Source organism: Bordetella tumbae, from assembly GCF_054780995.1.
Map to the genome: position 1 here is coordinate 272,357 of NZ_BAAGVG010000012.1, position 23,497 is coordinate 295,853.

General features: G+C 60.6%; 22 protein-coding genes. 13 read left to right on the forward strand and 9 right to left on the reverse strand.

All coding sequences use genetic code 11. The features are described 5' to 3' along the window. Positions 1–117 precede the first annotated feature (117 nt). The 4 genes from ACYVI2_RS11840 to arfB all read left to right on the forward strand — a co-directional run bounded on the left by ACYVI2_RS11840 (position 118) and on the right by arfB (position 4,247). Complete coding sequence (locus ACYVI2_RS11840; protein WP_415821601.1) at positions 118–1,092, forward strand: Bug family tripartite tricarboxylate transporter substrate binding protein; 975 nt, start codon at positions 118–120, stop codon at positions 1,090–1,092. 15 nt (positions 1,093–1,107) lie between these two features. Then, entirely contained in the window at positions 1,108–1,908 is an 801-nt protein-coding gene (locus ACYVI2_RS11845) for an HpcH/HpaI aldolase family protein (RefSeq protein WP_415821602.1), read from the forward strand. 11 nt (positions 1,909–1,919) lie between these two features. Beyond that, complete coding sequence (locus ACYVI2_RS11850) at positions 1,920–3,680, forward strand: IlvD/Edd family dehydratase (RefSeq protein ID WP_415821603.1); 1,761 nt, start codon at positions 1,920–1,922, stop codon at positions 3,678–3,680. Positions 3,681–3,830: 150 nt separating this feature from the next. After that, positions 3,831–4,247 carry an alternative ribosome rescue aminoacyl-tRNA hydrolase ArfB gene (gene arfB / locus ACYVI2_RS11855; protein ID WP_415821604.1) on the forward strand — a complete coding sequence of 139 codons (417 nt, stop codon included), beginning with the start codon at positions 3,831–3,833 and terminating at the stop codon, positions 4,245–4,247. Between the two features lie 23 nt (positions 4,248–4,270). Here the strand turns inward: arfB and ACYVI2_RS11860 are convergent, their stop codons facing one another. The 3 genes from ACYVI2_RS11860 to ACYVI2_RS11870 are packed head-to-tail and all read right to left on the reverse strand — an operon-like array spanning position 4,271 to position 6,529. Beyond that, positions 4,271–5,041 (reverse strand): NRDE family protein, encoded by a 771-nt coding sequence (locus ACYVI2_RS11860; protein WP_415821605.1) that lies wholly within the window; start codon positions 5,039–5,041, stop codon positions 4,271–4,273. 39 nt (positions 5,042–5,080) lie between these two features. Beyond that, positions 5,081–5,563, reverse strand: a complete 483-nt coding sequence (locus ACYVI2_RS11865; RefSeq protein ID WP_415821606.1) for a YbaK/prolyl-tRNA synthetase associated domain-containing protein — start codon at positions 5,561–5,563, stop codon at positions 5,081–5,083. 45 nt (positions 5,564–5,608) lie between these two features. After that, entirely contained in the window at positions 5,609–6,529 is a 921-nt protein-coding gene (locus tag ACYVI2_RS11870) for a LysR family transcriptional regulator (RefSeq protein ID WP_415821607.1), read from the reverse strand. 149 nt (positions 6,530–6,678) lie between these two features. Between ACYVI2_RS11870 and ACYVI2_RS11875 the strand changes: the two genes are divergently transcribed. Then, positions 6,679–7,530, forward strand: a complete 852-nt coding sequence (locus ACYVI2_RS11875; RefSeq protein WP_415821608.1) for an isocitrate lyase/PEP mutase family protein — start codon at positions 6,679–6,681, stop codon at positions 7,528–7,530. Between the two features lie 153 nt (positions 7,531–7,683). Here ACYVI2_RS11875 and ACYVI2_RS11880 read toward each other — a convergent pair whose 3' ends face one another. Both ACYVI2_RS11880 and ACYVI2_RS11885 read right to left on the reverse strand, forming a co-directional pair. Beyond that, positions 7,684–9,402 carry a glycerol-3-phosphate dehydrogenase/oxidase gene (locus tag ACYVI2_RS11880; protein ID WP_415821609.1) on the reverse strand — a complete coding sequence of 573 codons (1,719 nt, stop codon included), beginning with the start codon at positions 9,400–9,402 and terminating at the stop codon, positions 7,684–7,686. Between the two features lie 48 nt (positions 9,403–9,450). Further along, positions 9,451–10,311 carry a DeoR/GlpR family DNA-binding transcription regulator gene (locus ACYVI2_RS11885; protein WP_415821610.1) on the reverse strand — a complete coding sequence of 287 codons (861 nt, stop codon included), beginning with the start codon at positions 10,309–10,311 and terminating at the stop codon, positions 9,451–9,453. A gap of 134 nt (positions 10,312–10,445) precedes the next feature. On the opposite strand from ACYVI2_RS11885, the gene ACYVI2_RS11890 reads away from it, so the two are divergent. The 6 genes from ACYVI2_RS11890 to ACYVI2_RS11915 all read left to right on the forward strand — a co-directional run bounded on the left by ACYVI2_RS11890 (position 10,446) and on the right by ACYVI2_RS11915 (position 16,724). Next, complete coding sequence (locus ACYVI2_RS11890) at positions 10,446–11,642, forward strand: ABC transporter ATP-binding protein (protein WP_415821611.1); 1,197 nt, start codon at positions 10,446–10,448, stop codon at positions 11,640–11,642. Beyond that, positions 11,642–12,898 carry an ABC transporter ATP-binding protein gene (locus ACYVI2_RS11895; protein WP_415821612.1) on the forward strand — a complete coding sequence of 419 codons (1,257 nt, stop codon included), beginning with the start codon at positions 11,642–11,644 and terminating at the stop codon, positions 12,896–12,898. The genes ACYVI2_RS11890 and ACYVI2_RS11895 overlap by 1 nt, the downstream gene beginning before the upstream one ends. Next, positions 12,895–13,776, forward strand: coding sequence for a carbohydrate ABC transporter permease (locus ACYVI2_RS11900; protein ID WP_415821613.1), 882 nt, complete (start codon positions 12,895–12,897; stop codon positions 13,774–13,776). The genes ACYVI2_RS11895 and ACYVI2_RS11900 overlap by 4 nt, the downstream gene beginning before the upstream one ends. Beyond that, on the forward strand, positions 13,769–14,581 hold the full coding sequence (locus ACYVI2_RS11905) for a carbohydrate ABC transporter permease (protein ID WP_415821614.1): 813 nt from the start codon (positions 13,769–13,771) through the stop codon (positions 14,579–14,581). Before ACYVI2_RS11900 ends, ACYVI2_RS11905 begins: the two co-directional genes overlap by 8 nt. Before the next feature lie 13 nt (positions 14,582–14,594). Further along, positions 14,595–14,903, forward strand: coding sequence for a DUF2160 domain-containing protein (locus tag ACYVI2_RS11910; protein WP_415821615.1), 309 nt, complete (start codon positions 14,595–14,597; stop codon positions 14,901–14,903). 90 nt (positions 14,904–14,993) lie between these two features. Next, a complete protein-coding gene (locus tag ACYVI2_RS11915; protein ID WP_415821616.1) occupies positions 14,994–16,724 on the forward strand; it encodes an ABC transporter substrate-binding protein in 1,731 nt (576 codons plus the stop codon). Positions 16,725–17,453: 729 nt separating this feature from the next. On the opposite strand, the gene ACYVI2_RS11920 is transcribed toward ACYVI2_RS11915, so the two are convergent. From ACYVI2_RS11920 to ACYVI2_RS11935, 4 genes are all read right to left on the reverse strand, one after another. Next, the gene (locus tag ACYVI2_RS11920; protein WP_415821410.1) at positions 17,454–18,596 is read right to left on the reverse strand and encodes a hypothetical protein; all 1,143 of its coding nucleotides are present in this window, start codon (positions 18,594–18,596) and stop codon (positions 17,454–17,456) included. A gap of 255 nt (positions 18,597–18,851) precedes the next feature. Further along, on the reverse strand, positions 18,852–19,418 hold the full coding sequence (locus tag ACYVI2_RS11925; RefSeq protein ID WP_415821411.1) for a restriction endonuclease: 567 nt from the start codon (positions 19,416–19,418) through the stop codon (positions 18,852–18,854). Positions 19,419–19,526: 108 nt separating this feature from the next. Then, a complete protein-coding gene (locus ACYVI2_RS11930; RefSeq protein WP_415821412.1) occupies positions 19,527–20,276 on the reverse strand; it encodes a DUF502 domain-containing protein in 750 nt (249 codons plus the stop codon). A 30-nt stretch (positions 20,277–20,306) separates the two neighbouring features. Beyond that, a complete protein-coding gene (locus ACYVI2_RS11935; RefSeq protein WP_415821413.1) occupies positions 20,307–20,777 on the reverse strand; it encodes a winged helix-turn-helix transcriptional regulator in 471 nt (156 codons plus the stop codon). A 139-nt stretch (positions 20,778–20,916) separates the two neighbouring features. Between ACYVI2_RS11935 and ACYVI2_RS11940 the strand changes: the two genes are divergently transcribed. Both ACYVI2_RS11940 and ACYVI2_RS11945 read left to right on the forward strand, forming a co-directional pair. Beyond that, positions 20,917–22,224 carry a D-amino acid dehydrogenase gene (locus ACYVI2_RS11940; protein ID WP_415821414.1) on the forward strand — a complete coding sequence of 436 codons (1,308 nt, stop codon included), beginning with the start codon at positions 20,917–20,919 and terminating at the stop codon, positions 22,222–22,224. Between the two features lie 96 nt (positions 22,225–22,320). Continuing rightward, positions 22,321–23,436: a metallophosphoesterase family protein gene (locus ACYVI2_RS11945; protein WP_415821415.1), complete on the forward strand. Its 1,116-nt coding sequence runs from the start codon at positions 22,321–22,323 to the stop codon at positions 23,434–23,436. Positions 23,437–23,497 lie beyond the last annotated feature (61 nt).

Below are 23,497 nucleotides of genomic sequence, written 5' to 3' on the forward strand. Positions count from 1 at the left end.
GAACTATACCTCTTGCATGTGCAAAATGATACCGGTACCATAGTGAATGAAACCGGTATCATTTGACCGGCCAGCAGATAACGACAACCCCTGAATTTCGCAGACAGGAGACAAACGATGATGATTTCGCGCCTAGGCCGCGCTGTTTTTTCCGTGGTGGCGTTGGCCGCCGTGCCGCTTGCCCACGCGGCGGACTATCCGCAGAAACCCGTCACGTTGGTGGTGCCCCAGCCGCCGGGTGGCGCCGCCGACGCGGTTGCCCGGCCGTTCGCGCAGGCCTTGGCCGCCCGGCTGGGCCAGCCCGTGGTGGTGGAGAATCGGGCAGGGGCCAACGGCAACATCGCTGCGGCCTATGTGGCGCAGCGTCCCGCCGATGGCTACACCATTTTTTATGGCTCGATCAGTACGCTGGCGGTCAATCCGCATCTCTACAAGTCACCGGGCTTTGATCCGTTCAAGGATTTTCAGCCCATCACGCTGACGAACCAGACGCCGAACGTACTGGTGGTAGGCGCGCAGACGCCGTACAAATCCGTGGCCGATGTGGTCAAGGCGGCAAAGGCCGCGCCCGGCCAACTGGCGTTTGGTTCAGCGGGTAACGGCAACACCATGCATTTGACCGGGTTGCAATTCGAGGCGAGTACCGGGACTCAATTGGTGCATGTGCCGTACAAGGGTGGGCCAGCAGCCCTGACCGATGTCATGGGCGGGCAGATCCCGATGATGTTCCACAATTTGTCGGCGGTATTGCCGGTGGCGCAAGCGGGCAAGATACGTATTCTGGCGGTGGCCGATGAAAAGCGTTCGCCGCTGGCCCCTGACGTACCGACGATGGCAGAGGCCGGTGCGCCAGGCACTGTACAGATCGCGTGGAGCGGCATGTTGGTTCGCAGCGGCACGCCGGCGCCTATCGTCGAGCGGCTGCATAAAGAAATGGCTGCCATTCTCGCCACGCCAGAGTTTCGTAAACCGCAAGAGTCGCAAGGCAGTGAAATCCTGTCGTCCACGCCCCAGGAATTTGAGGCGCGCTTGAAAACTGATTCCCAACGCATGGCCGAGGTCATCAAGGCCGGCAACGTACACATCGATTGAACTTTCTATTTTCCTATGCCTAGTCCTAATCTTTTCAAACGTGCCTTGCAGGCGCAGCAAGCACAGATCGGCCTGTGGTCGACGCTGCCCTTTCCCATGGTGTCCGAGCTGATCGCGGGTGCCGGGTTTGATTGGCTGCTGATCGATACCGAGCACACGCCCAGCGATCCCATTGTGGTTCAGCAGCTATTGCAGGCGGTCGCCGCGGAACATGATCGGCCCGCATCCGCCGTCGTGCGGCCTGCGTGGAACGACACGGTGCTGATCAAGCGTCACCTGGATGTGGGGGCGCAGTCGCTGTTATTGCCTTTTGTGCAAAACCGCGATGAGGCCGAGGCGGCGGTGGCGGCGACACGTTATCCGCCACGGGGCGTGCGCGGCATGGGTGGCTCCATGCGAGGTTCGCGTTTTGGGCGCGACACGAATTACGTGCAAGAGGCCGAACGCGAGCTTTGTGTGTTGGTGCAGATCGAAACCATGGAGGCGTTGGATCAACTGGAGCAGATCGCGTCGGTGGACGGCATCGATGGGGTGTTCATCGGTCCAGCAGATTTGTCGGCCAGTATGGGCATTCCTGGGGAGCTGCATCATCCCAAGTTGCGCGCCGCCATTGATAGCGCCATCGCCCGGATCCTCGCGTGCGGAAAAGCGCCGGGTATATTGATGCTGGACGAGCCTCGGGCGCGCGAGTGCCTGGATCTGGGCGCCTTGTTTGTCGCCGTGGCGACGGATCAAGTGCTGCTGCGCAAGGCCTGCGATGAGACGGCTGCCCGGTTTGCGAAACGCGGCGCCGATGTGACGCCTGCCACCTATTAACCTGTTCGCCCATGACCACACCTAAACGCAAGACACCAGAAACGCTGCGTAGCCACCGTTGGTTTGCCAGCGATGATATTCGCGGCTTCGCGCACCGCCAGCGTATGCAACAGCAGGGCCTGAACCGTGAGGAATTCATGGGACGGCCGGTGATCGGGATCATCAACACCTGGAGCGATTTATCGCCGTGCCATGCGCATTTGCGCGAGCGGGCCGAGGCCGTCAAACGCGGCGTATTGCAGGCAGGCGGCTATCCCCTGGAGCTGCCCGCGCTCAGTCTGGGCGAAGTCATGGTCAAGCCCACCACGATGCTGTATCGCAACCTGCTGTCGGTAGAGTGCGAGGAGTTGTTGCGCAGCTTGCCTATAGACGGTGCAGTGCTGATGGGAGGCTGCGACAAGACGCCGCCTGCGTTGGTCATGGGTGCGCTGTCGATGGATTTGCCCGTCATTTTCATGCCGGCGGGGCCGATGCTGAACGACCGCTATCGCGGCGAAGCCGTCGGCGCCGGCACGCATACCAAAAAATTCTTTGCCGAGTACACCATCGGCGCCATCGACAAATCGCAATGGATGGCGATGGAGTCGCGCATGACGCGCAGTGTAGGCACGTGCAATACCATGGGAACGGCCAGCACCATGACCGCCATCGTCGAGGCCCTGGGACTATCGTTGCCGGGTTCGATGGCGATCCCGGCCGTGGATGCCGCACATACTCGCATGGCGTGGCAATGCGGTCATCGTGCGGTTGAAATGGTGTGGGAGGACTTGAAACCCTCGCGGATTTGCACGGCAGCGGCATTTCGCAATGCCGTGGTGACGTATGTCGCCCTGGGCGGCTCGACCAACGCCGCCGTCCATTTACCCGCCATGGCGGGCAGGGCTGGGATCGAGTTGAATCTGGATGAGATCGATGCGATTGCGCGAGACGTGCCGGTGATCGCAAATCTGTACCCATCGGGCACGCGCCTGATGGAGGATTTTTTCTATGCGGGTGGATTGCCGACGGTGCTGCGCAAGGTGGCCGCTCATCTGGATCTATCCACGCTGACCTGTACCGGCCGCACCTTGGGAGAAAACCTCGCGGACTGGCCTGAGGTCGAGGAGGACGGCACGATCCTGGACCCCGCCGCCCCGCTCAAACAAGGTGTAGGGGATTGCGCCGAGGCCGGTCTGGCGATGGCCGTGGTACGCGGCAACCTTGCTCCTAACGGCGCGGTCATCAAGCCTTCGGCGGCGAGTCCGCATCTGCTGCGCCATACCGGCCCGGCGCTGGTATTCGACTCGAACGCCGAGATGTTCGAGGCGATGGCGGACCCCGATCTGGATGTGGACGAGAACACGGTCTTGGTGCTGCGTAACGGTGGACCCATCGGTGGGCCTGGCATGCCGGAGTGGGGCAATCTGCCGATTCCAAAGAAGCTCCTGCAAAAGGGCGTACGCGACATGCTGCGCATTTCCGACTCACGCATGAGCGGCACGCATTACGGTACTTGTGTGTTGCACGTCTCGCCCGAATCAGCCATCGGCGGGCCGCTGGCATTGCTGCGTACGGGCGATAGGGTGCGACTGGATATCGGCGCGCGTAGTCTGGATATGCTGGTGTCCGATGAGGAACTGGAGGCACGCCGCCGCCAATGGTCTCCGCCGCCGCAGCCCTATACGCGTGGCTTTACGCGCATCTATCAAAACGAGGTGACGCAGGCTCATCTGGGCTGCGACTTTGCCAGTCTGTCGGGCAATGACCCCACACCGGAGCCCCCCATCCATTGATGCGTTCTGGTACCGTGCTCGACCCGATGGGCACCAGAATGCGATCTGTACTTCACAAAAACGGAAAATAACGATGAAATGTGATCTGTAGTTCTCATTTTGATCGAGGGCGGCGAGGGGTTTTCCCATCGCCGCGCTGATTTTCTATTCATGTATCACATTCAAGACGACCTATACCTCGACGAGCGCGATATCGAGTTCGGCATGATCCGCGCCCAGGGGGCGGGCGGCCAGAACGTCAACAAGGTATCCAGCGCAGTGCATCTGCGATTTGATGTGCGGGCATCGGGTTTGCCCGATCACATCAAGGACGCGCTGTGCGAATTACCGGATCGACGCGTGTCGAAAGACGGCGTCATCGTGATCAAAGCGCAGGCCTATCGCAGCCAGGAAAAAAATCGCGCCGAGGCGCTGGAGCGTCTGGCAGAGATGGTGCGCGCGGTGGCTCAGCCCGTAAAGGCCCGGCGGCCGACGCGACCGACACGGGCATCGCAGCGCCGCAGGGTGCAGCGCAAGGTATTGCATGGCGAGGTCAAGCGGTTACGCGGAAAAGTCAACGATAGTTGAGAGGCTGATTGCCGGATATCGGCTCAAGCCTGCCAATTGAACGTCAAATCGCTATCACCGACCGGCACGCCATCTGGCCCGTAGCGGCGTTCGTGCAGTTCGCCGCGGCCATCAGCATGCAGAGCCAGCACGCTGGAGGCGCGGGTGCCGTAGTTGGGGCTGACGATAAAGGGGCTGCTGAGCAAGCGTTCGCGATCCAACGGAATGCCGGTGGCCGGCAGGTCTGCGTCGTCGGCTGGCGTGCGGTCAAAGAGATTGGCGTAGAGCGCGGGCACGTCGGGTTGCGGCGTGGCCTCTAATATGCGTTCAAAACCGGTTTTGGTACGGGTGAGCTTGGGCCAGGGCGTATCCAGCAGATGATTCGAGAGGGCATAGACCCCTGGCGGCAGCGCACGCGGTGCGCCGTCGCGATTACTGAGATAACAGGCGCCGGCGATGTCGCCGACGATCAGGTTGAATCCGTTGTAGCGCGCCGCGTGCTCATGCACCGCGGCGAGATAGTCCGCTGGGCTGGCGTCGCCGCGTAGAAAGTCCTCGACCAATGCGCCACGCGACGGCGCGTCGTTCAGCAGATGCTGCGGGTCGCGAAAATTGGTGACGATGGCGTAACGGCCGTGTTCGTTCACGCCCATCCAGGTGCCGCCTGCGCGCAGATCGCGACCCGCATAGATGCGGGACTCGCCGGGCCACATTGACGCCGCTTGCGTCGGGCGCTCGTGAAACTCATCGCGATTGGCGGCAATGAGGACGGGAATGCCGGTGAGATGGTGCAGGGCGAGTACGGCGAGACACATGGAATGTTTTTAGTCTGGTGAGCGAGTCAGTATGTCTGGTCAAGCATGCACAAACACCGCTTGTACAGGCTGGGCCAGACGAAAATAGTCTTCTGTGCGCATGACGATGGATGCGTCCAATCGCCCGGCGTTGAAAACAATTTCGTCATGCCGTTCGCGCAGCGAGGGATCTACCAATAGCGATAGTTCCTCGTTGAACGAGAAGGGGGGAATGGCACCGATTTCGCAGCCGGTGAGTTCGCGTGCGAGGTCTTGTGAGGCCAACGAGGCTTTCTTGCCGCCAGCGGCTAATGCGATGGCGGCCAGATCGGCTTGTTTATCGGCCGGAAAAACCGCCAAGACATTTTTGCGCTGGTTAGAGGTGATCTTGACGCGGCACACTAGCGCCTTGGCGCCTTGACTGACGGTGGTGCCGCGGATGACGGCGACTTCTTCGGATTTGCCTGCGGGCTCATGGCGTAGCAGGCGATAGGAAATCTGGTGATCGGTCAGCAGGGTCTGCAGTTGCTGAAATACATCCATGGCAAGTGAGCGGTGCGGTAGTCAACCCCGAGATAATACGCCCTCTCAATGGGGCGGGCTATCGAGCGCACCGGCTCGGCCATCGCTGCCCTCGCTCACCAGTTGCAGCAGATTCGACACCACACTGGACGTTTCATCGCGGCGCGTGGCCAAGCCCAGTACGGCTTTGGGCCAGGACGAGTCCAAAGGACGATAGGTGACACCCGCTGGTTGCATGCAGCGCATGGACGCTGGAACAACGGCGATGCCCATGCCGGCAGCGACCAGGTTGACGGCGGACGACAGCTGCGGTGCGCGCTGCCCGATACTCGGACTGAAACCGTGTTGGCGGCAGGCCGAGACGATGTCGGCGCTCAGGCCATAGCCGGATTTGCGGGCATAGATGATGAAGCGTTCGGCGTGCAGGTCCTGCAGGTGCAGGCTGGCTTGCGTGGCGAGTGGGTGCTTGTCTGGCAGCGCAACGACCAGCGATTCTTCGGCGAGTTTCACAAAGTGAATGCCGCTGGCTACGGAAAAGGGCGGCCGTACAAAGACGGCGTCAATTGTCTTGTCACCGAGGCAGGCGATGAGTGATTCGCTGTTGCTTTCCTCCAGACTGACTTCGACCTCGGGATGCCGGTGTTGGTACAGGCTGAGCGTGTGCGTCACCAGGTCGTTGAAGGAGGCGGATTCGGTGAATCCGACGCGCAGTACACCGGCCTCGCCGCGTGCGGCGCGCTGTGCCGTGTGCAGGGCATCATCCACGCGCGACAAGATATCCGAGGCGCGTTCGAGGAAGACTTTGCCGACGCTGTTGAGCACTACGCCACGGCCGACACGGTCAAACAGCGGGGCGCCGATTTCCTTTTCCAGTTCGCGTATCTGCTGGCTCAGGGGCGGTTGAGCAATACCGAGTTGCTGAGCGGCACGCGTGAAGTGTTCAGCCTGCGCGGTGGCAACGAAGTAACGCAGATGGCGTAGTTCCATATCGGTATTTAAAAAGTATTAATTATGTATTTTTCATATATTAGACGTAATGATTTCGCCGCGCCATAATTTGCGCCCTGATCGAGATGGCCTGCCTTGCGAGATAGGCGCGAGTTCGCCATTCCGAGCCAAACGACAAGGAGCAAAGAATGAAAGCGACGCAGCAATTGCGGCAGGCATTGACGACGGGCAAGACTTTGGTAGCGCCAGGCGCTTTTGATGGTCTTTCGGCGCGTTTGGTCGCGATGGCAGGTTTTGATGCCGTCTATGCCAGTGGCGGAGCGATCGCCCGCGCTGCCGGGGTGCCCGATCTCGGGTTGTTGAGTTTTACCGAGGTCATGGACCGGGTCGAGAAAATCGTCGAGGCCAGCGGCCTGCCTGTGATCGCGGATGCCGATACTGGCTTTGGCGGATCGGCGAACGTCGAGCGTACCGTGCGCGTCATGGAGCGTGCGGGCGTGGCGGCTTTCCATCTGGAGGACCAGTCATTCCCCAAACGTTGTGGCCATCTGGACGACAAGAGTCTGGTCGACACGGACGAAATGGTGCGCAAGATCAAGATCGCCCGGCAAACGCTCAGTGACCCGGATTGCCTGGTGATTGCGCGTACTGACGCCATCGCTGTCGAAGGCTTTGAATCGGCGCTCGTGCGTGCCGAGCGGTACGCCGCCGCTGGCGCGGACATGTTGTTTGTCGAGGCGCCCGAGACCATCGAGCAGATCCGCGAGATCGCGCGCCGGATTCCCGGCCCAAAGCTGATCAACATGTTTTACGGGGGCAAGACGCCGCTGGTGCCTGTCGATGAATTGTCGGCCCTGGGCTATCAGATCGCCATCATTCCGTCTGATTTGCAGCGTGCTGCCATCCATGCCATGCAAACCACCTTGCAGGAAATCAAGCGCACTGGCGACAGCAGCGCGTTGGCTGCGCAACTGACGAGTTTCAAGGAACGCGAGCAGATCGTTCAAACCAGCCGGTATCTCGATCTGGATAAGCTGTAAGACATGGACCCGCGGGTGAGCCCACGCATGAGCATCACTCATGCGGCTGGCTGGCCTCGACGACATTGAGATGGACTGACAAACGGCGCGGGAAACGGCGCCGTTTGTCATTGTCCGCACTATTTCATCGCTCGTACGCGGAGGATCTACGTGCTATTTGCTCAGACGATAATGCGCCGCCGTGTGCATAAAAGCCTCTAACGTAGCGCGTTGCCAGGCAGCGTCGTGGCCCAGTTCTTCAGCCAGAATGCGCGCGACTTCGGGGGCGGCGAGGATGGCGGCTTCGCTATCCAGGAACAAGGCGCGGTTGCGCCGGGCGAGGACGTCTTCGGCGGTGCGCGCCAGCTCGTGTCGCGCGGCAAAGCGCACGTGGGCCTCTGTCAGGCCGCTGGCGTTGACGAGCACATGATCGATGCCGGGCAGGGCACGCAGCAGCGGCAGATCCGTGCCGTAGTAGCTGTCCGGCGTGCCATGGGCCGGTTGATGCGCGGACGGCGAGGCCGTGGCGTTGCGCGTCGCGTTGGTGTGGGAGCCGGTGCTCGAGCCCGTAGGCAATGTCGCCCCCGTACCGGCTCGGCCAGGCTGTGCTCCCACTGGGCTTGCGCCATGCAGGGGCAAATCCGCAGTGCGGCAATGCGCCTGAGGCAACAGCTGATGTTGAATGGCGGTGTCGATGACGTCCTGGGCCATCCGGCGGTATGTCGTCCATTTCCCGCCAGTCACGGTGACCAGGCCGTTGCGCGACACCAGGATCGTGTGTTCGCGCGAGAGCGTTTTCGTCGCGGCCTCGCCGGTCGCCTTGACCAGCGGACGCAGGCCTGCCCAGACGCTCGTCACATCGGCGCGCGTGGGTTTGCGGCTGAGATAGCGGGCCGCTGTCTGCAGAATGAAATCGATGTCGGCGTTTGAGGCGATCGGGTCCAACGGCAGATCGTCGCGCGGGGCATCGGTCGTGCCGACGATGGTGTGGCCGTTCCAGGGCACGACAAAAAGCACGCGGCCATCATCGGTCTTGGGGATGAGGATGGCCTTGTCGCCCGGCAAAAAGTCGCGCGGCAGTGTCAGATGCACGCCCTGGCTGGGCGCCACCATGGTCTGTGCCTGCGGATCGTCCATGCGGCGCACGCTATCGACCCACACGCCGGTGGCATTCACCACGCAACGCGCGCGTACCGTGTATTCCGTGCCGCTGAAGGCGTCTTGGACGATCACGCCTTCGATGGCGCCTTTGCTGTTATGGGCATCGCCGCTGCGCACCAGGCCGGCGGCACGCACGTAATTGATGGCCGTGCCACCCAGGTCGAACAAGGTGCGCATCAGCGCCATCGCCAACCGCGCGTCGTCGAATTGACCGTCGTAATACAGCACTCCGCCGCGCAGATGGCGGCCGCCCACGGACGGTGCGATGGTGCTGGCCTCGGCCAGGGTTTCTTTCTTCGAGAGCCAGCGGCTGGGCGACAGATTGAGTTTGCCGGCCAGCATGTCGTACATCTTGAGCCCGATGCCGTAGAACGGCTGATCGAACATGCCGTAGGCCGGCACGACGAACCCTAACGGCCAGACCAGGTGCGGCGCATTGCGATTGAGCAATCCACGCTCGTGCAGGGCCTCGCGCACCAGGCTGATATTGCCTTGTGCCAGATAGCGCACACCACCATGAACGAGCTTGGTGGCTTTGCTGGAGGTCCCTTTGGCGAAATCCTGTCCCTCGACCAGCAAGGTCCGGTAGCCGCGTGCCGCGGCATCAACTGCCGTCCCCAGGCCGGTGGCGCCGCCGCCGATCACGACCACATCCCAGGTCGCGTTGTCATTCAGTACGCCCAGCAGGGCATCGCGACTGGGAATGGCTTTGGGAACGGGGGCGGTGTTCATGGTGTTTTTATCGGTTTGGGCAGAGATGGGAAAATCGTGCGTAAAGCGCTATGGCCGCGCGCGGTGGGAACGAGAGGCTGTGGGGGCATCGGCCGTGCCCGTACTGTCCGTATTCAAGGGATCTGCCTCCAAGGCATTGGCGTCCGCTTCGGCGATCACGCAGCGCACGCCGGATTCCTGCAACACCTGCGCCAGAGGGGGCTGAGGATAGGCATCGGTAAAGAACCTGTCGATCTGCGAAATATGCGCCAGCTCGACCATGGCTTGCCGTTGGAATTTGCTGCTGTCAGCCGCCAGCCAGACCTCGCGCGACTGGTCGATGATGCTGCGTGCAACACGCACCTCGCGGAAATCGTAGTCACGCAAGGTACCGTCGGCCTCGATGCCGGAGATGCCGATGAGACCGATATCGACCTTGAACTGGCGGATGAAGTCGATGGTGGCTTCACCGACAATGCCCCGGTCGCGCGAGCGCACGACACCGCCCGCGATGATGATTTCGCAGTCCGGATTGTCGGACAGGATATCGGCCACGTGCAGGTTATTGGTGATGACGCGCAGGCCTCGATGATGCAACAGCGCGCGAGCAATGGCCTCGGTCGTCGTGCCTATGTTCAGAATCAGCGAACAGCCATCGGGGACGGCTTTCGCGACGGCCTGGGCGATGCGTTGCTTGGCCTCGGCATGCAGGCCCTGACGCTTGCGATAGGCGATGTTTTCGATGGTGGACGACTCGATGCGTACGCCACCATGAAAACGTGACAGGAGGCCGGCCTCGGCCAGCAGATTGACATCGCGCCGCACGGTCTGCAGCGTGACGTCAAAATGCCGAGCCAGGGACTCGATGCTGGCCGATCCGTGGGAACGGACCAGTTCTACCAGTGCGCTTTGGCGAGGATTCAGGATCATTTCTGTATATTAAAACAACAAAAGCGAAAAATAATGACGCACTGCAAGATTGTTTTTCTTTCGTTTGTTGGTTAAAACGCAAAAAACCAAAAATACAACGAAAACGCAGCGAATCCGTGATCCGGAGGAGAGCAATGCAGTTGACGCTGGACCAGGTCGCTCTGCAGGAGGGGGCACAAACGCATCTGTATCCGATGAGTTTGGCGCCGATTCCCGGGGCAATGACGGTATTGCTGGGGGTGACCCTGGCCGGCAAGACCTCGCTGATGCGCCTCATGGCCGGGCTGGACCGGCCGACCTCGGGGCGGGTGCTGGTCGACGGGGTGGATGTCACCGGGGTGCCGGTACGCCGCCGCAACGTGGCCATGGTGTACCAGCAGTTCATCAACTATCCGTCGATGTCGGTGTACGACAACATCGCCTCGCCGCTGAAGCTGCGAGGCGCTACAGACATCCGGGCTCGGGTTCATGCGATGGCGGAGCGCCTGCATATCGAACATTTGCTGCAGCGCTATCCGGCCGAATTGTCGGGTGGCCAACAGCAGCGTGTGGCGTTGGCGCGGGCGCTGGCCAAGCAGGCGCCGCTGATTTTGCTGGACGAGCCGCTGGTCAATCTGGACTACAAGCTGCGCGAAGAGTTGCGCGACGAGCTCGGCAGCCTCTTTGCTGAGGGGGAATCGACTGTGGTGTACGCCACGACCGAGCCGGCCGAGGCCTTGCTGCTGGGGGGCTATACCGCGGTGATGGATGCGGGCGAGTTGCTGCAATACGGCCCTGCGGCAGAGGTGTTTCACCAGCCGGCGTCCTTGCGGGTGGCGCAGGTGTTCAGCGACCCGCCGATGAATTTATTTGCTGCACAGCGTCAGGACGGTGGCATCGTGTTGCAGGGAGGCATTGCGGCGGGGCGCGTGCCGGAAAGCAGGGGGCAGGCTGCGCTAGCGGCAGGCGCGCCGGCCGACGCAGGTCCAGACGCGCGTGAGTTCGTGCCAGGGCTGCATGCCGGCGCTGGCCGGTCTGCGCCAGCCGCGCAGCCACATGCCGGCACGGGTCAGTCCGAAATGACGGCGGGGCTGCGAGCGGGCGCATTCAGTGTCGAGCCGGCAGCGGGCCGGGTGGCGCTGCAGGGCACGGTAAAACTCGCGGAGATTTCCGGCTCGGATACCTATGTGCATGCCGAAACGGCGGCGGGGCCCGTGGTCGCCCAATTGGCGGGTGTACACCGCTATCAATTGGAGGACCCGTTGACCCTGTATTTCGATCCGGCGAGTTTGTACACCTTTGACGCGGCGGGCCGGCTGCTGGCGGCCGGTAATCCGGCGGGGGTTGCCTGATGGCCGCCATTGAACTGGATTTGGCTCATGCGTATGTCAGTCATCCTCAATCGGATGACGATTATGCGTTGTTGCCCTTGCGCTTTACGTTTCGCGACGGGGGCGCCTATGCCTTGCTCGGGCCATCGGGCTGCGGCAAGACGACGCTGCTTAATTGCATTTCCGGTCTGCTGAAACCGTCGCAGGGACGTATTTTGTTTGACGGCCGCGATGTGACGGGGTTGACGCCGCAGCAGCGGAATATCGCCCAGGTGTTTCAGTTTCCGGTGGTGTACGACACGATGACGGTGGCGGACAATCTGGCCTTTCCGTTGCGCAATCGTGGCATGCCCGAGGCCCATATCCAGGGCCGCGTCGGGCGCATTGCCGAGATGCTGGACATGTCGGCGCAGCTGAATCGCCGGGCTAGCGGCTTGAGCGCCGATGCCAAGCAAAAAATCTCGCTAGGCCGCGGGTTGGTGCGCAGCGATGTATCAGCCGTGCTGTTCGACGAGCCCTTGACCGTGATTGACCCACACCTGAAATGGCAACTGCGGCGCAAGCTCAAAGAGATTCATCAAGAACTGAATCTGACGCTGATCTATGTCACGCACGATCAAACCGAAGCACTGACGTTTGCCGAAGAGGTCGTTGTCATGTCGCGTGGCAAGGCCGTGCAGATCGGCACACCCGAAGATCTGTTCGAGCGTCCCGCGCATACGTTTGTAGGGAATTTCATTGGCTCGCCGGGGATGAATTTTTTGCCGGCGCAATGGCAGGGCGGTGTCTTGACGGTCGGGACGAGTCGCTTATGGGACGGCCGGGCGTCGCAGGCACCCGCGCATTCGCCGTCTGATTCCGCGGCGGTATCGGCTGCCACCGGAGGAGGCGTGGGCTCGGCTTCGATGCCGGATGTCAATGCGCCCGTTGATACTGGTTCTGTCCATCACGCCGCAGACGCGACGTCCAGCCGCCACCCATCCGCCGATTGGCCACCGCACAGGGCGGCATCGCTGGCAGATGCTGGCGACGTGCGATTGGGCGTGAGGCCAGAATATTTGCAGCCTTGCGCGGCCAATACACCGGGCGCAGTGCCTGTACAAGTATCGCGAGTGCAGGACCTGGGGACCTATCTGCTGTTGAGTGGCGAGTTCGAGGGCTCGCTCTTGCGCGCCCGTGCGCGTGCCGGCAGTGCGGTCGCGGTGGGTGATACGGTGTGGCTGCCTTTGTTGAATACGCATACGTGCTTCTACCGGAACGAGGAGCTGCTGACGTGAAACCGATTAATCAGCGTGCCTGGCTATTGGTGTTGCCGGTGGTGATATGCGTGGCGTTTTCGGCGATTTTGCCGCTGATGACGATCGTCAATTACTCGGTGCAGGACATTCTGTCGCCCGATCGGCGCGTGTTTGTCGGCACGGAGTGGTATGCGGCGGTGCTGCAGGACGAGGAACTGCACAGTGCCTTGCTGCGGCAGATCGGTTTTTCCTTGGCGGTGCTGGCCATTGAAATCCCGTTGGGCATTCTGTTGGCCCTATGCATGCCCGCCTCGGGGTGGCGGGCATCGGCGGTGCTGGTGATCATCGCGCTGTCGCTGCTGATCCCGTGGAACGTGGTCGGCACGATCTGGCAGGTATTCGGGCGCACCGATATTGGCTTGATGGGCGCAGGACTGACGTGGCTGGGCGTGCAGTATCAATACACGGGCGATCCGCTGGATGCGTGGCTGACGGTGTTGGTCATGGATGTCTGGCATTGGACGCCGTTGGTGGCGCTGCTCTGTTATGCCGGGCTGCGCGCGATTCCCGAAGCGTACTACCAGGCTGCCCGCATCGATGGCGCAACGCGGTGGGCGGTGTTTCGCTATATCCAGCTGCCCAAGCTGCGCGGTGTGTTGATGATCGCGGTGCTGCTGCGTTTCATGGACAGCTTCATGATTTATACCGAGCCCTTTGTCTTGACCGGTGGCGGGCCGGGCAATGCGACGACGTTCCTGTCGCAATACCTGACACAGAAAGCGGTGGGCCAATTTGATCTGGGGCCGGCGGCGGCATTTTCCATTGTGTATTTCCTGATTATTTTGCTGCTGTGCTTTGTTCTGTATAACTGGATGCAGCGCGCCGGTACGGCCACGCAGGAGGAGTCTCATGGATAAGCGAGGCTGGGCCTGGCGCACAGGCTTTCTGGTGTTGTATCTGGTGTTCGCCATCCTGCCGCTGTATTGGATGTTGAATATGTCGTTCAAGACCAATACCGAGATCGTCGGCTCGCTGACCTTGTGGCCGCGCGATTTCACCTTTGAACACTATCTCACTATTTTCACGGACTCGGCCTGGTATTCGGGCTATATCAATTCGCTGATTTATGTGGTGATCAATACGCTGATTTCGCTGGCGGTGGCGTTGCCGGCTGCCTACGCGTTTTCGCGTTATCGCTTTATTGGCGACAAGCATGTGTTTTTCTGGCTGCTGACCAATCGCATGACGCCGCCGGCGGTGTTCCTGTTGCCGTTCTTTCAGCTGTATAGCTCGCTGGGTTTGATGGACACGCATCTGGCGGTCGCGTTGGCGCATCTGGTGTTCAACGTCCCGCTCGCCGTGTGGATCCTGGAGGGCTTCATGTCCGGCGTGCCGCGTGAGATCGACGAGACGGCCTATGTCGATGGCTATTCGTTTCCGCGGTTTTTCCTGACGATTTTCTTGCCGCTGATCAAATCGGGCGTCGGGGTGGCGGCGTTCTTCTGCTTTATGTTCAGCTGGGTAGAGCTGCTGTTGGCGCGCACGCTGACCTCGGTCAATGCCAAACCCATTGTGGCGACGATGACGCGGACGGTGTCGGCCTCCGGCATGGACTGGGGGGTGTTGGCGGCCGCAGGCGTACTGACGATCGTGCCGGGCGGCATTGTGATCTGGTTCGTGCGGCATTACATCGCAAAGGGCTTTGCGATGGGCCGGGTCTAAAGGAGCGCGCACCATGTTTCAGTGGATGGTATGGACCACGCCGGTTGCGGTGTTCTTCATTTGCATCGTGCTCATGCTGGCCGGTATGACGGTGTGGGAATTGAAATCGCCAACGCGATTGCGTAAAGGTTTTTTGCCTATGGCCACGACGCGCGGCGACCGGCTCTTTATCGGCCTGATGATCATGGCCTGGATCAATCTGGCCTATGTAGGGTTCGGCGAAAAAATGATGGATTGGCTGGCATTGGACGATCCCCCGAGCTTATGGATCAGCTTTGCGGTGTCGCTCGTGGTGTTGGCCTGGGTCATGCGCAAGGGTTGAATAAAAAACAGCAGGGAAACGACCGTCGGCCGAATTCTTCCCAGGCCCAGGTCCGCAGCATAACGGGAAGGTCTTTCGAGGAGATGGGTCATGAAATTGCGTATGCGGACGATGGCCGTGGCCATCGCGTTGATCGGGAGCACGGCGGCCTGGGCCGGCGTTCCCGAGGCAGAAAAATGGGTGAATTCAGAGTTCCAGCCATCGACCTTGTCCAAGGACAAGCAAATGGCCGAAATGCAGTGGTTCATCGACGCGGCAGCCAAACTCAAGGCCCAGGGCGTCAACGAAATCAATGTGGTGTCCGAAACGATCACGACTCATGAATATGAGTCGAAAACCCTGGCGCGCGCCTTTACCGAAATCACCGGTATCAAGGTCAATCACGATCTGATTCAGGAAGGCGACGTGGTCGAGAAACTGCAGACCTCGATGCAGTCGGGCAAGTCGATTTACGACGGCTGGATTTCCGATTCCGATTTGATCGGCACGCATTATCGCTATGGTGCGATTTTGCCGCTGTCCGACTATATGAGCGGAGACGGCAAGCAGTGGACCAATCCAGATCTGGATATCAAGGACTTTATCGGCACGAGTTTCACGACTGCGCCTGACGGCAAGCTCTATCAATTGCCCGATCAGCAGTTTGCCAACGTGTATTGGTTCCGTGCAGACTGGTTTGCGCGGCCGGACCTGCGCGAGAAATTCAAAGCCAAATACGGCTACGAATTAGGCGTGCCCACAAACTGGTCGGCCTATGAGGATATCGCCGATTTCTTTACCAATGACGTGAAAGAACTCGACGGCAAGAAGGTCTATGGCCACATGGACTATGGCAAAAAAGATCCGTCGCTGGGCTGGCGCTTTACCGATGCGTGGTTGTCGATGGCGGGCGCCGCTGACAAGGGCCTGCCAAACGGGATGCCGGTCGATGAATGGGGTATTCGTGTCGCTGACGATAAATGCACGCCGGTTGGCGCATCGGTCGAACGGGGCGGGGCGACCAACAGTCCGGCCGCGGTCTATGCGCTGACCAAATACATCGATTGGATGAAAAAATACGCGCCGCCGCAGGCGATGGGCATGACGTTCTCTGAATCGGGCCCGGTCCCGGCGCAGGGGCATATTGCGCAGCAGATCTTCTGGTACACGGCCTTTACCGCGGATATGACCAAAAAGGGCCTGCCTGTGGTGAACGAGGACGGCACGCCGAAATGGCGGATGGCGCCATCGCCTTATGGTCCGTATTGGAAAGAGGGGATGCAAAACGGCTATCAGGACGTGGGCTCGTGGACGTTCTTCAAGTCCACCGATCCGAATCGCCTGGCTGCCGCATGGCTCTATGCACAATTCGTGAACGCCAAAACGGTATCGTTGAAAAAGTCCATCACCGGGCTGACCTTTACGCGTGACAGCGATATACACAGCGACTATTTCACGAAAAATGCAGCCAACTATGGCGGCCTGATCGAGTTCTATCGCAGCCCGGCACGGGTGGCATGGACGCCTACCGGGAATAACGTGCCCGACTATCCCAAACTGGCCCAACTCTGGTGGAAAAACGTCGCCACGGCCGTCACGGGCGAGCAGACGCCGCAAAAAGCCATGGACAACCTGGCGGATGAGATGGACAAGGTGATGGCACGCCTGGAACGTGCAGGGATGGCGCAGTGCGCACCGAAACTGAACAAGAAGAGCGATCCGTCGAAGTGGCTGTCGGACGAGCATGCGCCGTGGAAAAAACTGGCCAACGAAAAACCACAAGGCCAGACCATTCCATACGATCAACTGCTGCAAGCCTGGAAAGAAGGCAAGGTACGTTGAGTTGACTGAGGCAGCAAGCCGAAGGCGCGGCGTGGGGGCTTTTTTTATGCCTCGGTTGCTGTCTGTGGCATGCGTAGTGTGGAGTTCTTTTGGCGCAGGAGGTCGGCGTGTAAAAGCCCCGCCGGGCCTATCGCCGCGACTCGGCCCATGAGCAGGGGCCTCGGCCCGCTTCGCGGGCTAAATCGCGGCTCAACGGCCCGGCGGGGCTTTTACACGCCGACCTCCTGCTCGCAATGGCTGCCATTTACGGATGTCATGCGCTTTGCTGTATCAACGCTGTTGAGTGACGTTCAGGCTAGGCGGGTGGAGCTAGCTCAACCCATCGCATTGCCAAAGCCGGTTTCAAAAAACAGCTGATGGCCATCAGCCCTCGTTGCATTCCCTCATCATGAGTCCCTGTCGCGTGCCTGGGCGTGGTGCCGGGCCGTTGAGCACGGATTTAGTCCGCGCAGCGGACCGAGGCCCCTGGTCATGGGCCGAGTCCGTGCGATAGGCCCGGCGCCACGCCCAGGCACGCGGCAGGGACGCCTTCAGAGAGACAATCACGAACAGCAAACGCCCACAACACCAACAGCGATAAAAAATGCCCCCACGCTGCGCCTTTGGCTTGCTGCCCCCCAAGGGGGCGTTTTTATCTTGGGGCGGCCCGGCGATAAAAAAATGCCGCTCAGAGTTTGACTAACTGGCATTACCCCTTAGGGACAGCAAGCCGAAGGCGCAGCGTTTAGGCTATCGGCAATCCGGCAGTTTGATTTGCGCGGTACCGTGCAGGATCCATTGCACGCATTCCCGCGTCGCATCGATGCAGCCGCCTTCGGCATATACCCCTTGCGGGTCACGCCGCCGCAGCATGCGATCGAGTACGGCGTGCAGCGCCTCGGGGTCTTGCAGGGTCTGCGCCGCGCGGGTTTCGACGATGGCCTCGTCGATGATCAGGCGGTCTTGTTCATCGGTGCGCGCGCCATCGCGCCAGTGATAGATTTCTACGCATTTCGATGTCAATGTGTAGGGCTGATCGCGTTTCCAGAAATTGTTGAATCGGCCATCGCCCAGATAAAACACCCACGATCCTTCATAGCCCTCGACATTGGACGAGTGTGAATCGGGGTTGCGAAACCACAGACGGTCTCCGGGCACGTAATACTTGGATGGCAAAGGCTCGTCCATCGATCCGTATTCGCGCAGAAAGACCTCGTGAAAAGCCCCCGACATCACGGCACGGGTTTCCCATTGTTGTTGCAGCTTGGCATAGAGCGCGGGGTGGGCGTCGCGTAATTCCAACGCGACGCCCAGCAGGGTGACATATTCGGTGGCTCGATAGCACGAGAACGCATAGCGTTTGTCCGAGGCATCGGGCTGCGTGGCTTTGGTCAGGGCCTCGATCAACGACACGCCGGGTTCGATGGTAAAGCCACGCGCCTCGTCGTAACGCCAATAGCCGGCGGGGCGCTCGGCCTGCTCGGTATCGAACGCCAGTGCTGTCTTGCGTGCGGCCTGCACGATGTGCTGACGAATGCGTACGGCGCTGCGCAGCTCGGCCGCGCTGGGAAAGGGGAATGCCACCGGGCCCAATAGCATGGCCAGCACGATTTCGCGCGTCAGATCGTCGGGGCGATTTTCCGTGTCCAGTTGCAGGGTTGTGCATAACGCCGTCGTATCGCGTTGCGGTGCCAGCGCCAACAAGGCCTCGCTCGGCTCGAAATGGACCGCGTTGGGGCCGTCAGGTACCGTGGTCAGATAGGCGTTGAGATCCAGTGCCTGCAACCAGTGCAGGGCGGCTTCGGTTTCGGTATGCAGCGCGCCGGGTACCGGCGTGACGATGCGGATACCTTGCCGCAGGGCAGGATCGCGTGGGGAATCGGATGTGGACATGCGAGGGCTCCGTAGACCGGAGCGGTCCCCAGCGTTGGGGAGAAAAAGCGCGCCGTGTCTGGCGCGAGAAATTCTACTGCTGCTGTGGGTTTGTGAGGGAGGGAATCCGTCGGATTCTTTAAGTGTGCGTCGTTTTTCCGTGATGCCTGAGCCCGGTTGCCAGACTGCTGTCAGGATTGACGCAAACAGCCGTGGCGACCGTCGGATGAGCAGATAGCGAAAGTCGGCGTGTTGACGGTGAAACGACCGTCAACGTCAGAGTTTCTGATGGCGGAACAACTGCGTCAGCGATTCGGCGTCCATGAATTGGATATTGTTTTGCGTCGCGTAGTCCTGCGCAGGCTTCGAAATATCGCCCAGCGTGACGTAGATGCCCTCGCTGGCGCCTGCCGCGCTGCGCGCCGTCTGCAGGCGTTGCAGCGGTTCGGCTCCTGTATGGGCGGCTTTCCAGCGGCGGGCAGATATCAGTGCACGTCCAGCGCCGGGGCGCGCGACCTCGAAATCGGCGGCATCGGTTTTCAGGCGCTTGACCTGGCAGCCGTCATGACGCAACGCGGCCTCGAAGTGATCGGCAAAGGTGGACCAGGGCATGGCCGACAGGGCTTGCGCTGTTTGCTCGACGCGTGCTGACGAGGGTTTGTTGCGTTGTTTCCAGGCGGCAATGCCGGAAATAATGATGAACGGCACAGCGCCGCAGATCGGAAAAAGCGCATACGCCGGTGGAACGACCGCAACCGCCACCAGGATCAGCGCGGCTGCCACCAACATGCTGATCCACCATGATGAGCGGAGCAAAATCGCAAACAGAGAATTCTTGGCCATGAGTTTCATGGGTGAGGGTCCTAAGCAGCTTGTCGAAATGGATGGTCGGGATGATCGCAGGATTTGTGACCGTCCCGGTTTTCAGCGCCTGGGCGCTTGTCGGCGAGGTCAGCGATCCGGCGTATTAGAAGGAGGCGTAGGGGTAGCAGGGTGTTCATCCGGCGCACTCGGCTCCGTCCGTGGCGATGGCGGCACCGGCCGCACCCCTGGGACAGGCTCCTGCGGCGCGTTGCCGGAGGAGGGTGGATTTGCGCGGCCGCCCGCTGCCGATTCGCCCGGCGCACGCGCCATCCAGGCAATCAGCGAGGCGCGCATGGCTTCTTCGACCGACATATCGATGGGTTGGACCCAGTCGGTCGGGACAAAAACCGTATAGCCGCCAATCATGTACCCCATGGGCAGATAGACAGCAACCCGTTCTCCGGGCAGAAACCCCTCGGGCAGCCCCTCGGTGTTGCGCCGCGTGATCAGGCCGACCAACTCGAGCGGCTGGCCTGGGATACGCAGCACAACGACGTGCTGGGTATCGGCTTTCGCACTGGGCGAGAAATAATCGGCAAAGCTCTTCAATGACGAATAAATGCTTTTGATGACCGGGATATTGGTAAACGGCATTTCCACAAAATGGAATATCCGCTGCATGCGCTCTTTGGAAACCAGATAACCAACCAGCAAAATGCCCAGAACACCCAGCGTCAATCCCATGCCGGGGATATAAAAGCTGCCAATAAAGGGGCTGAGCAAGGACAGGGCGGCAGCCTCCGTCCATGCCAGAAAGACGAACAGCAGATATAGCGTCAGTGCAATCGGCAGGACGGTAATCAGCCCGCGAAAAAAATATCGAGACAAACGCGTCATAGGGGTGAAGCTCCGGTAATACGTAGTGATTCAATGGCCGGTGACAGGCAAACTCAAGGTCTCCTTGATTTCTTCCATGACCACGTAGCTATGTGATTCGGCCGAGGCGGGCAGGCGTTTCAATATTTCGCCCAATAACCGCCGGTATTCATTCATTTCACTCAATCGTGCTTTGACGAGATAGTCAAAATCCCCGGATACCAGATGGCATTCCATGACCTCGGGGACATACAGCAGTTCCTGTTTGACCCTGTCAAAGACGTCGCCTGATTTGGCCGATAGTTTGATTTCCAGAAAGACCAATAGATTCAGGCCCAGTGCGGCAGGGTTGACGCGAGCATGATACCCGGTGATGACACCTTCGCGTTCCAGACGCTTGACGCGTTCGGAACACGGGGTCGCCGACAGGCTGATCCGCTCAGCCAGATCGGTGATGGAAATCCGCCCATCGCGCTGCAAAATATCCAGAATTTTCCGGTCAATACGATCGAGTTCGCGCATTTCACTTTGAAGGGGGCCGTTTAGCCCCTGTTGTCAGTAAAAGTACATTTCAGAGTCCCCGATTTTAGTGCTTTTCACTATTCACATCGTCCTAGACTATTGATTCATCTATCAGAGATGCCGAACTCAGGGGATTTTCATGCATGTCATCGTCTTGGGCAGTGGTGTGATTGGCACGACCACCGCGTATTACCTGGCGCGTCAGGGCGCCAAAGTGACGGTACTGGATCGCCAGTCCGAGGCGGCCAGTGAAACCAGCTACGCCAACGCGGGCCAGGTGTCGCCGGGCTATTCCACCCCCTGGGCTGCGCCGGGTATCCCCCTGAAGGCCCTGAAATGGATGTTCCAAAAGGATCACGCCCCGCTGTCGATCCGTCCGGATGGCACGCTTTATCAGTGGCGCTGGATGGCGGCGATGTTGGCCAACTGCTCGGCCAGCCGTTACGCCGTGAACAAAGAGCGCATGCTGCGCCTGGCCGAATACAGCCGCGATTGTCTGAAGAGCCTGCGCATTGAGACGGGCATCCAGTATGAGGCGCGTACGAAGGGCACATTGCAGCTGTTTCGCACCGAGTACCAATACGAGGCGGCGCAACGCGATATTCAGGTGTTAGAGGCGTGCGGCGTTCCGTATGAATTGCTGGATCGCAATCGTCTGGAAACTGCCGAGCCTGCCTTGGCACGTACCGCTTATAAATTGACCGGCGGCCTGCGCCTGCCCAACGACGAAACGGGTGATTGCCGTCTGTTTACGCGACGATTGGCGCAGTTGGCGGTGGAGCTGGGTGTGGAGTTTCGCTATGGGCAGAGTGTCACGAGTCTGGAGACCACACGGGGGGAAATCACCGGCGTGCGTGTCGGTGACGAGGTGTTGACGGCGGACCGTTACGTCGCGGCATTCGGCAGTTACTCTCGTGGTTTTCTGGCGCCCCTGGGCCTGGATCTGCCGGTTTACCCCGTCAAAGGCTATTCCTTGACCATTCCATTGCTGGATCCCGATGCCGCGCCGGTGTCGACGGTATTGGACGAGACCTACAAGGTAGCGGTCACACGTTTTGACGACCGTATTCGCGTCGGCGGCATGGCGGAGCTGGCCGGCTTTGATCTGCGTTTGAATCCAGAGCGCCGCCGCACCCTGGAATACGTGGTCAATGATTTGTACCCCGGCAGTGGCGAGGTCGAGCGAGCCGAATTCTGGACCGGCCTGCGACCCATGACGCCCGATAGCACGCCTATCGTTGGGCCGACGCGCTATCCCAATCTATATGTGAACACCGGGCATGGCACCCTGGGTTGGACCATGTCTTGCGGCTCGGCCAAGCTCTTGTCGGATCTGGTCATGGGCCAACGGCCGGAGATTCGTGCCGATGACCTGGCCCTGTCGCGCTATGGCGCGGCAGGCAAGCGCCAGCCGCGTGTGGCCTTGGGTGAGCACGCCGCAGCCTGAGGGCTGGATTCGTCACGCTGCCTGCTTACCGCCGCCTGCCTTTGTGCCACAATCGCGCCATGACGCCATCATGGCGCAGGCACTTGCAGGGGCTCCGTGACACATCTCATCCATACCGCTGATTGGCAGATCGGACGGCAGTACGGTCAGTTTGAAACCGACGATGCGGCCATGTTGGCCGAGGCACGTTATGAAACCGTCGCGCGCATTGCTGCGCTGGCGGCCGAGCGCCGCGCCGATGCGGTGCTGGTAGCGGGGGATGTGTTCGATACGCAGGCCGTGTCGGATCGCAGCATTCGACGCTTGTTTGATGCACTGGCCGCGTTTGCCGGCCCGTGGGTCATGATCGCCGGGAATCACGATGCCGCCTTGGCCGAGAGTGTCTGGTCGCGCGCGCATCAACTGGGATGCATCGGGCCCAATGTCCATATTCCCCTGCGGCCGGGCGTGGTCGATTTACCTGAACTGAATCTCGCAGTATTGGCGGCGCCGCTGACGCAGCGGCATACCTACGACGACACGACGGCCATTTTTGACGCCTTGGAAACCGAGCCTGGACGGCTGCGTGTGGGCTTGGCGCATGGCAGCGTGTCGGGCCGCTTGCCGGACACCGTGGATTCGGCCAATCCCATTGCAGCCGACCGGGCTGCGCGCGCGCGTCTGGATTATTTGGCGCTGGGCGATTGGCACGGCACGTTGCAGATCGATGCGCGGACTTGGTATGCCGGCACGCCGGAGCCGGATCGTTTTCGGTCGAATGCCAATGGCAGTGTGTTGGACGTGCGGTGCGCAGCGGGGGCGGAGCCCGTGGTGCAGAGCGTGCCTGTCGGGCGATTTCGCTGGTCGTTGTGGGCCGAGTCGTTGATGTTGGCGTCCGATGCGGAGGCGTTGGCGCATCGTTTGCAGGATATCGGCGCCGAGGATGTGTTGCGCCTGGAATTGTCGGGCCAACTGCCGCTAGAGGCCTGGGACGCCCTGCAGGCCACTATCGCGCGCGCCGTGGCACGCTGCCGGGCATTGTTATTGGAGACAGACGGTTTGTCCTTGGCGCCTGACGCCCAGGACTTGGCGGCATTGGGGGCGAGCGGCTATGTAGGCGAAGTCGCAGCACAATTGCAGGCCATGCAGGACGATCCGGCTCAGGCAGCGGCCGCGCGCCAGGCGCTGCGGCTGCTGGTGCAATTCCAGCGCGAGCGGGCGGGGGCGCAATGAAACTGCATCGCATCGCAGCGCAGGCGTCTGCCACCGCACGATTCCATGCTGGCCAGTGGGT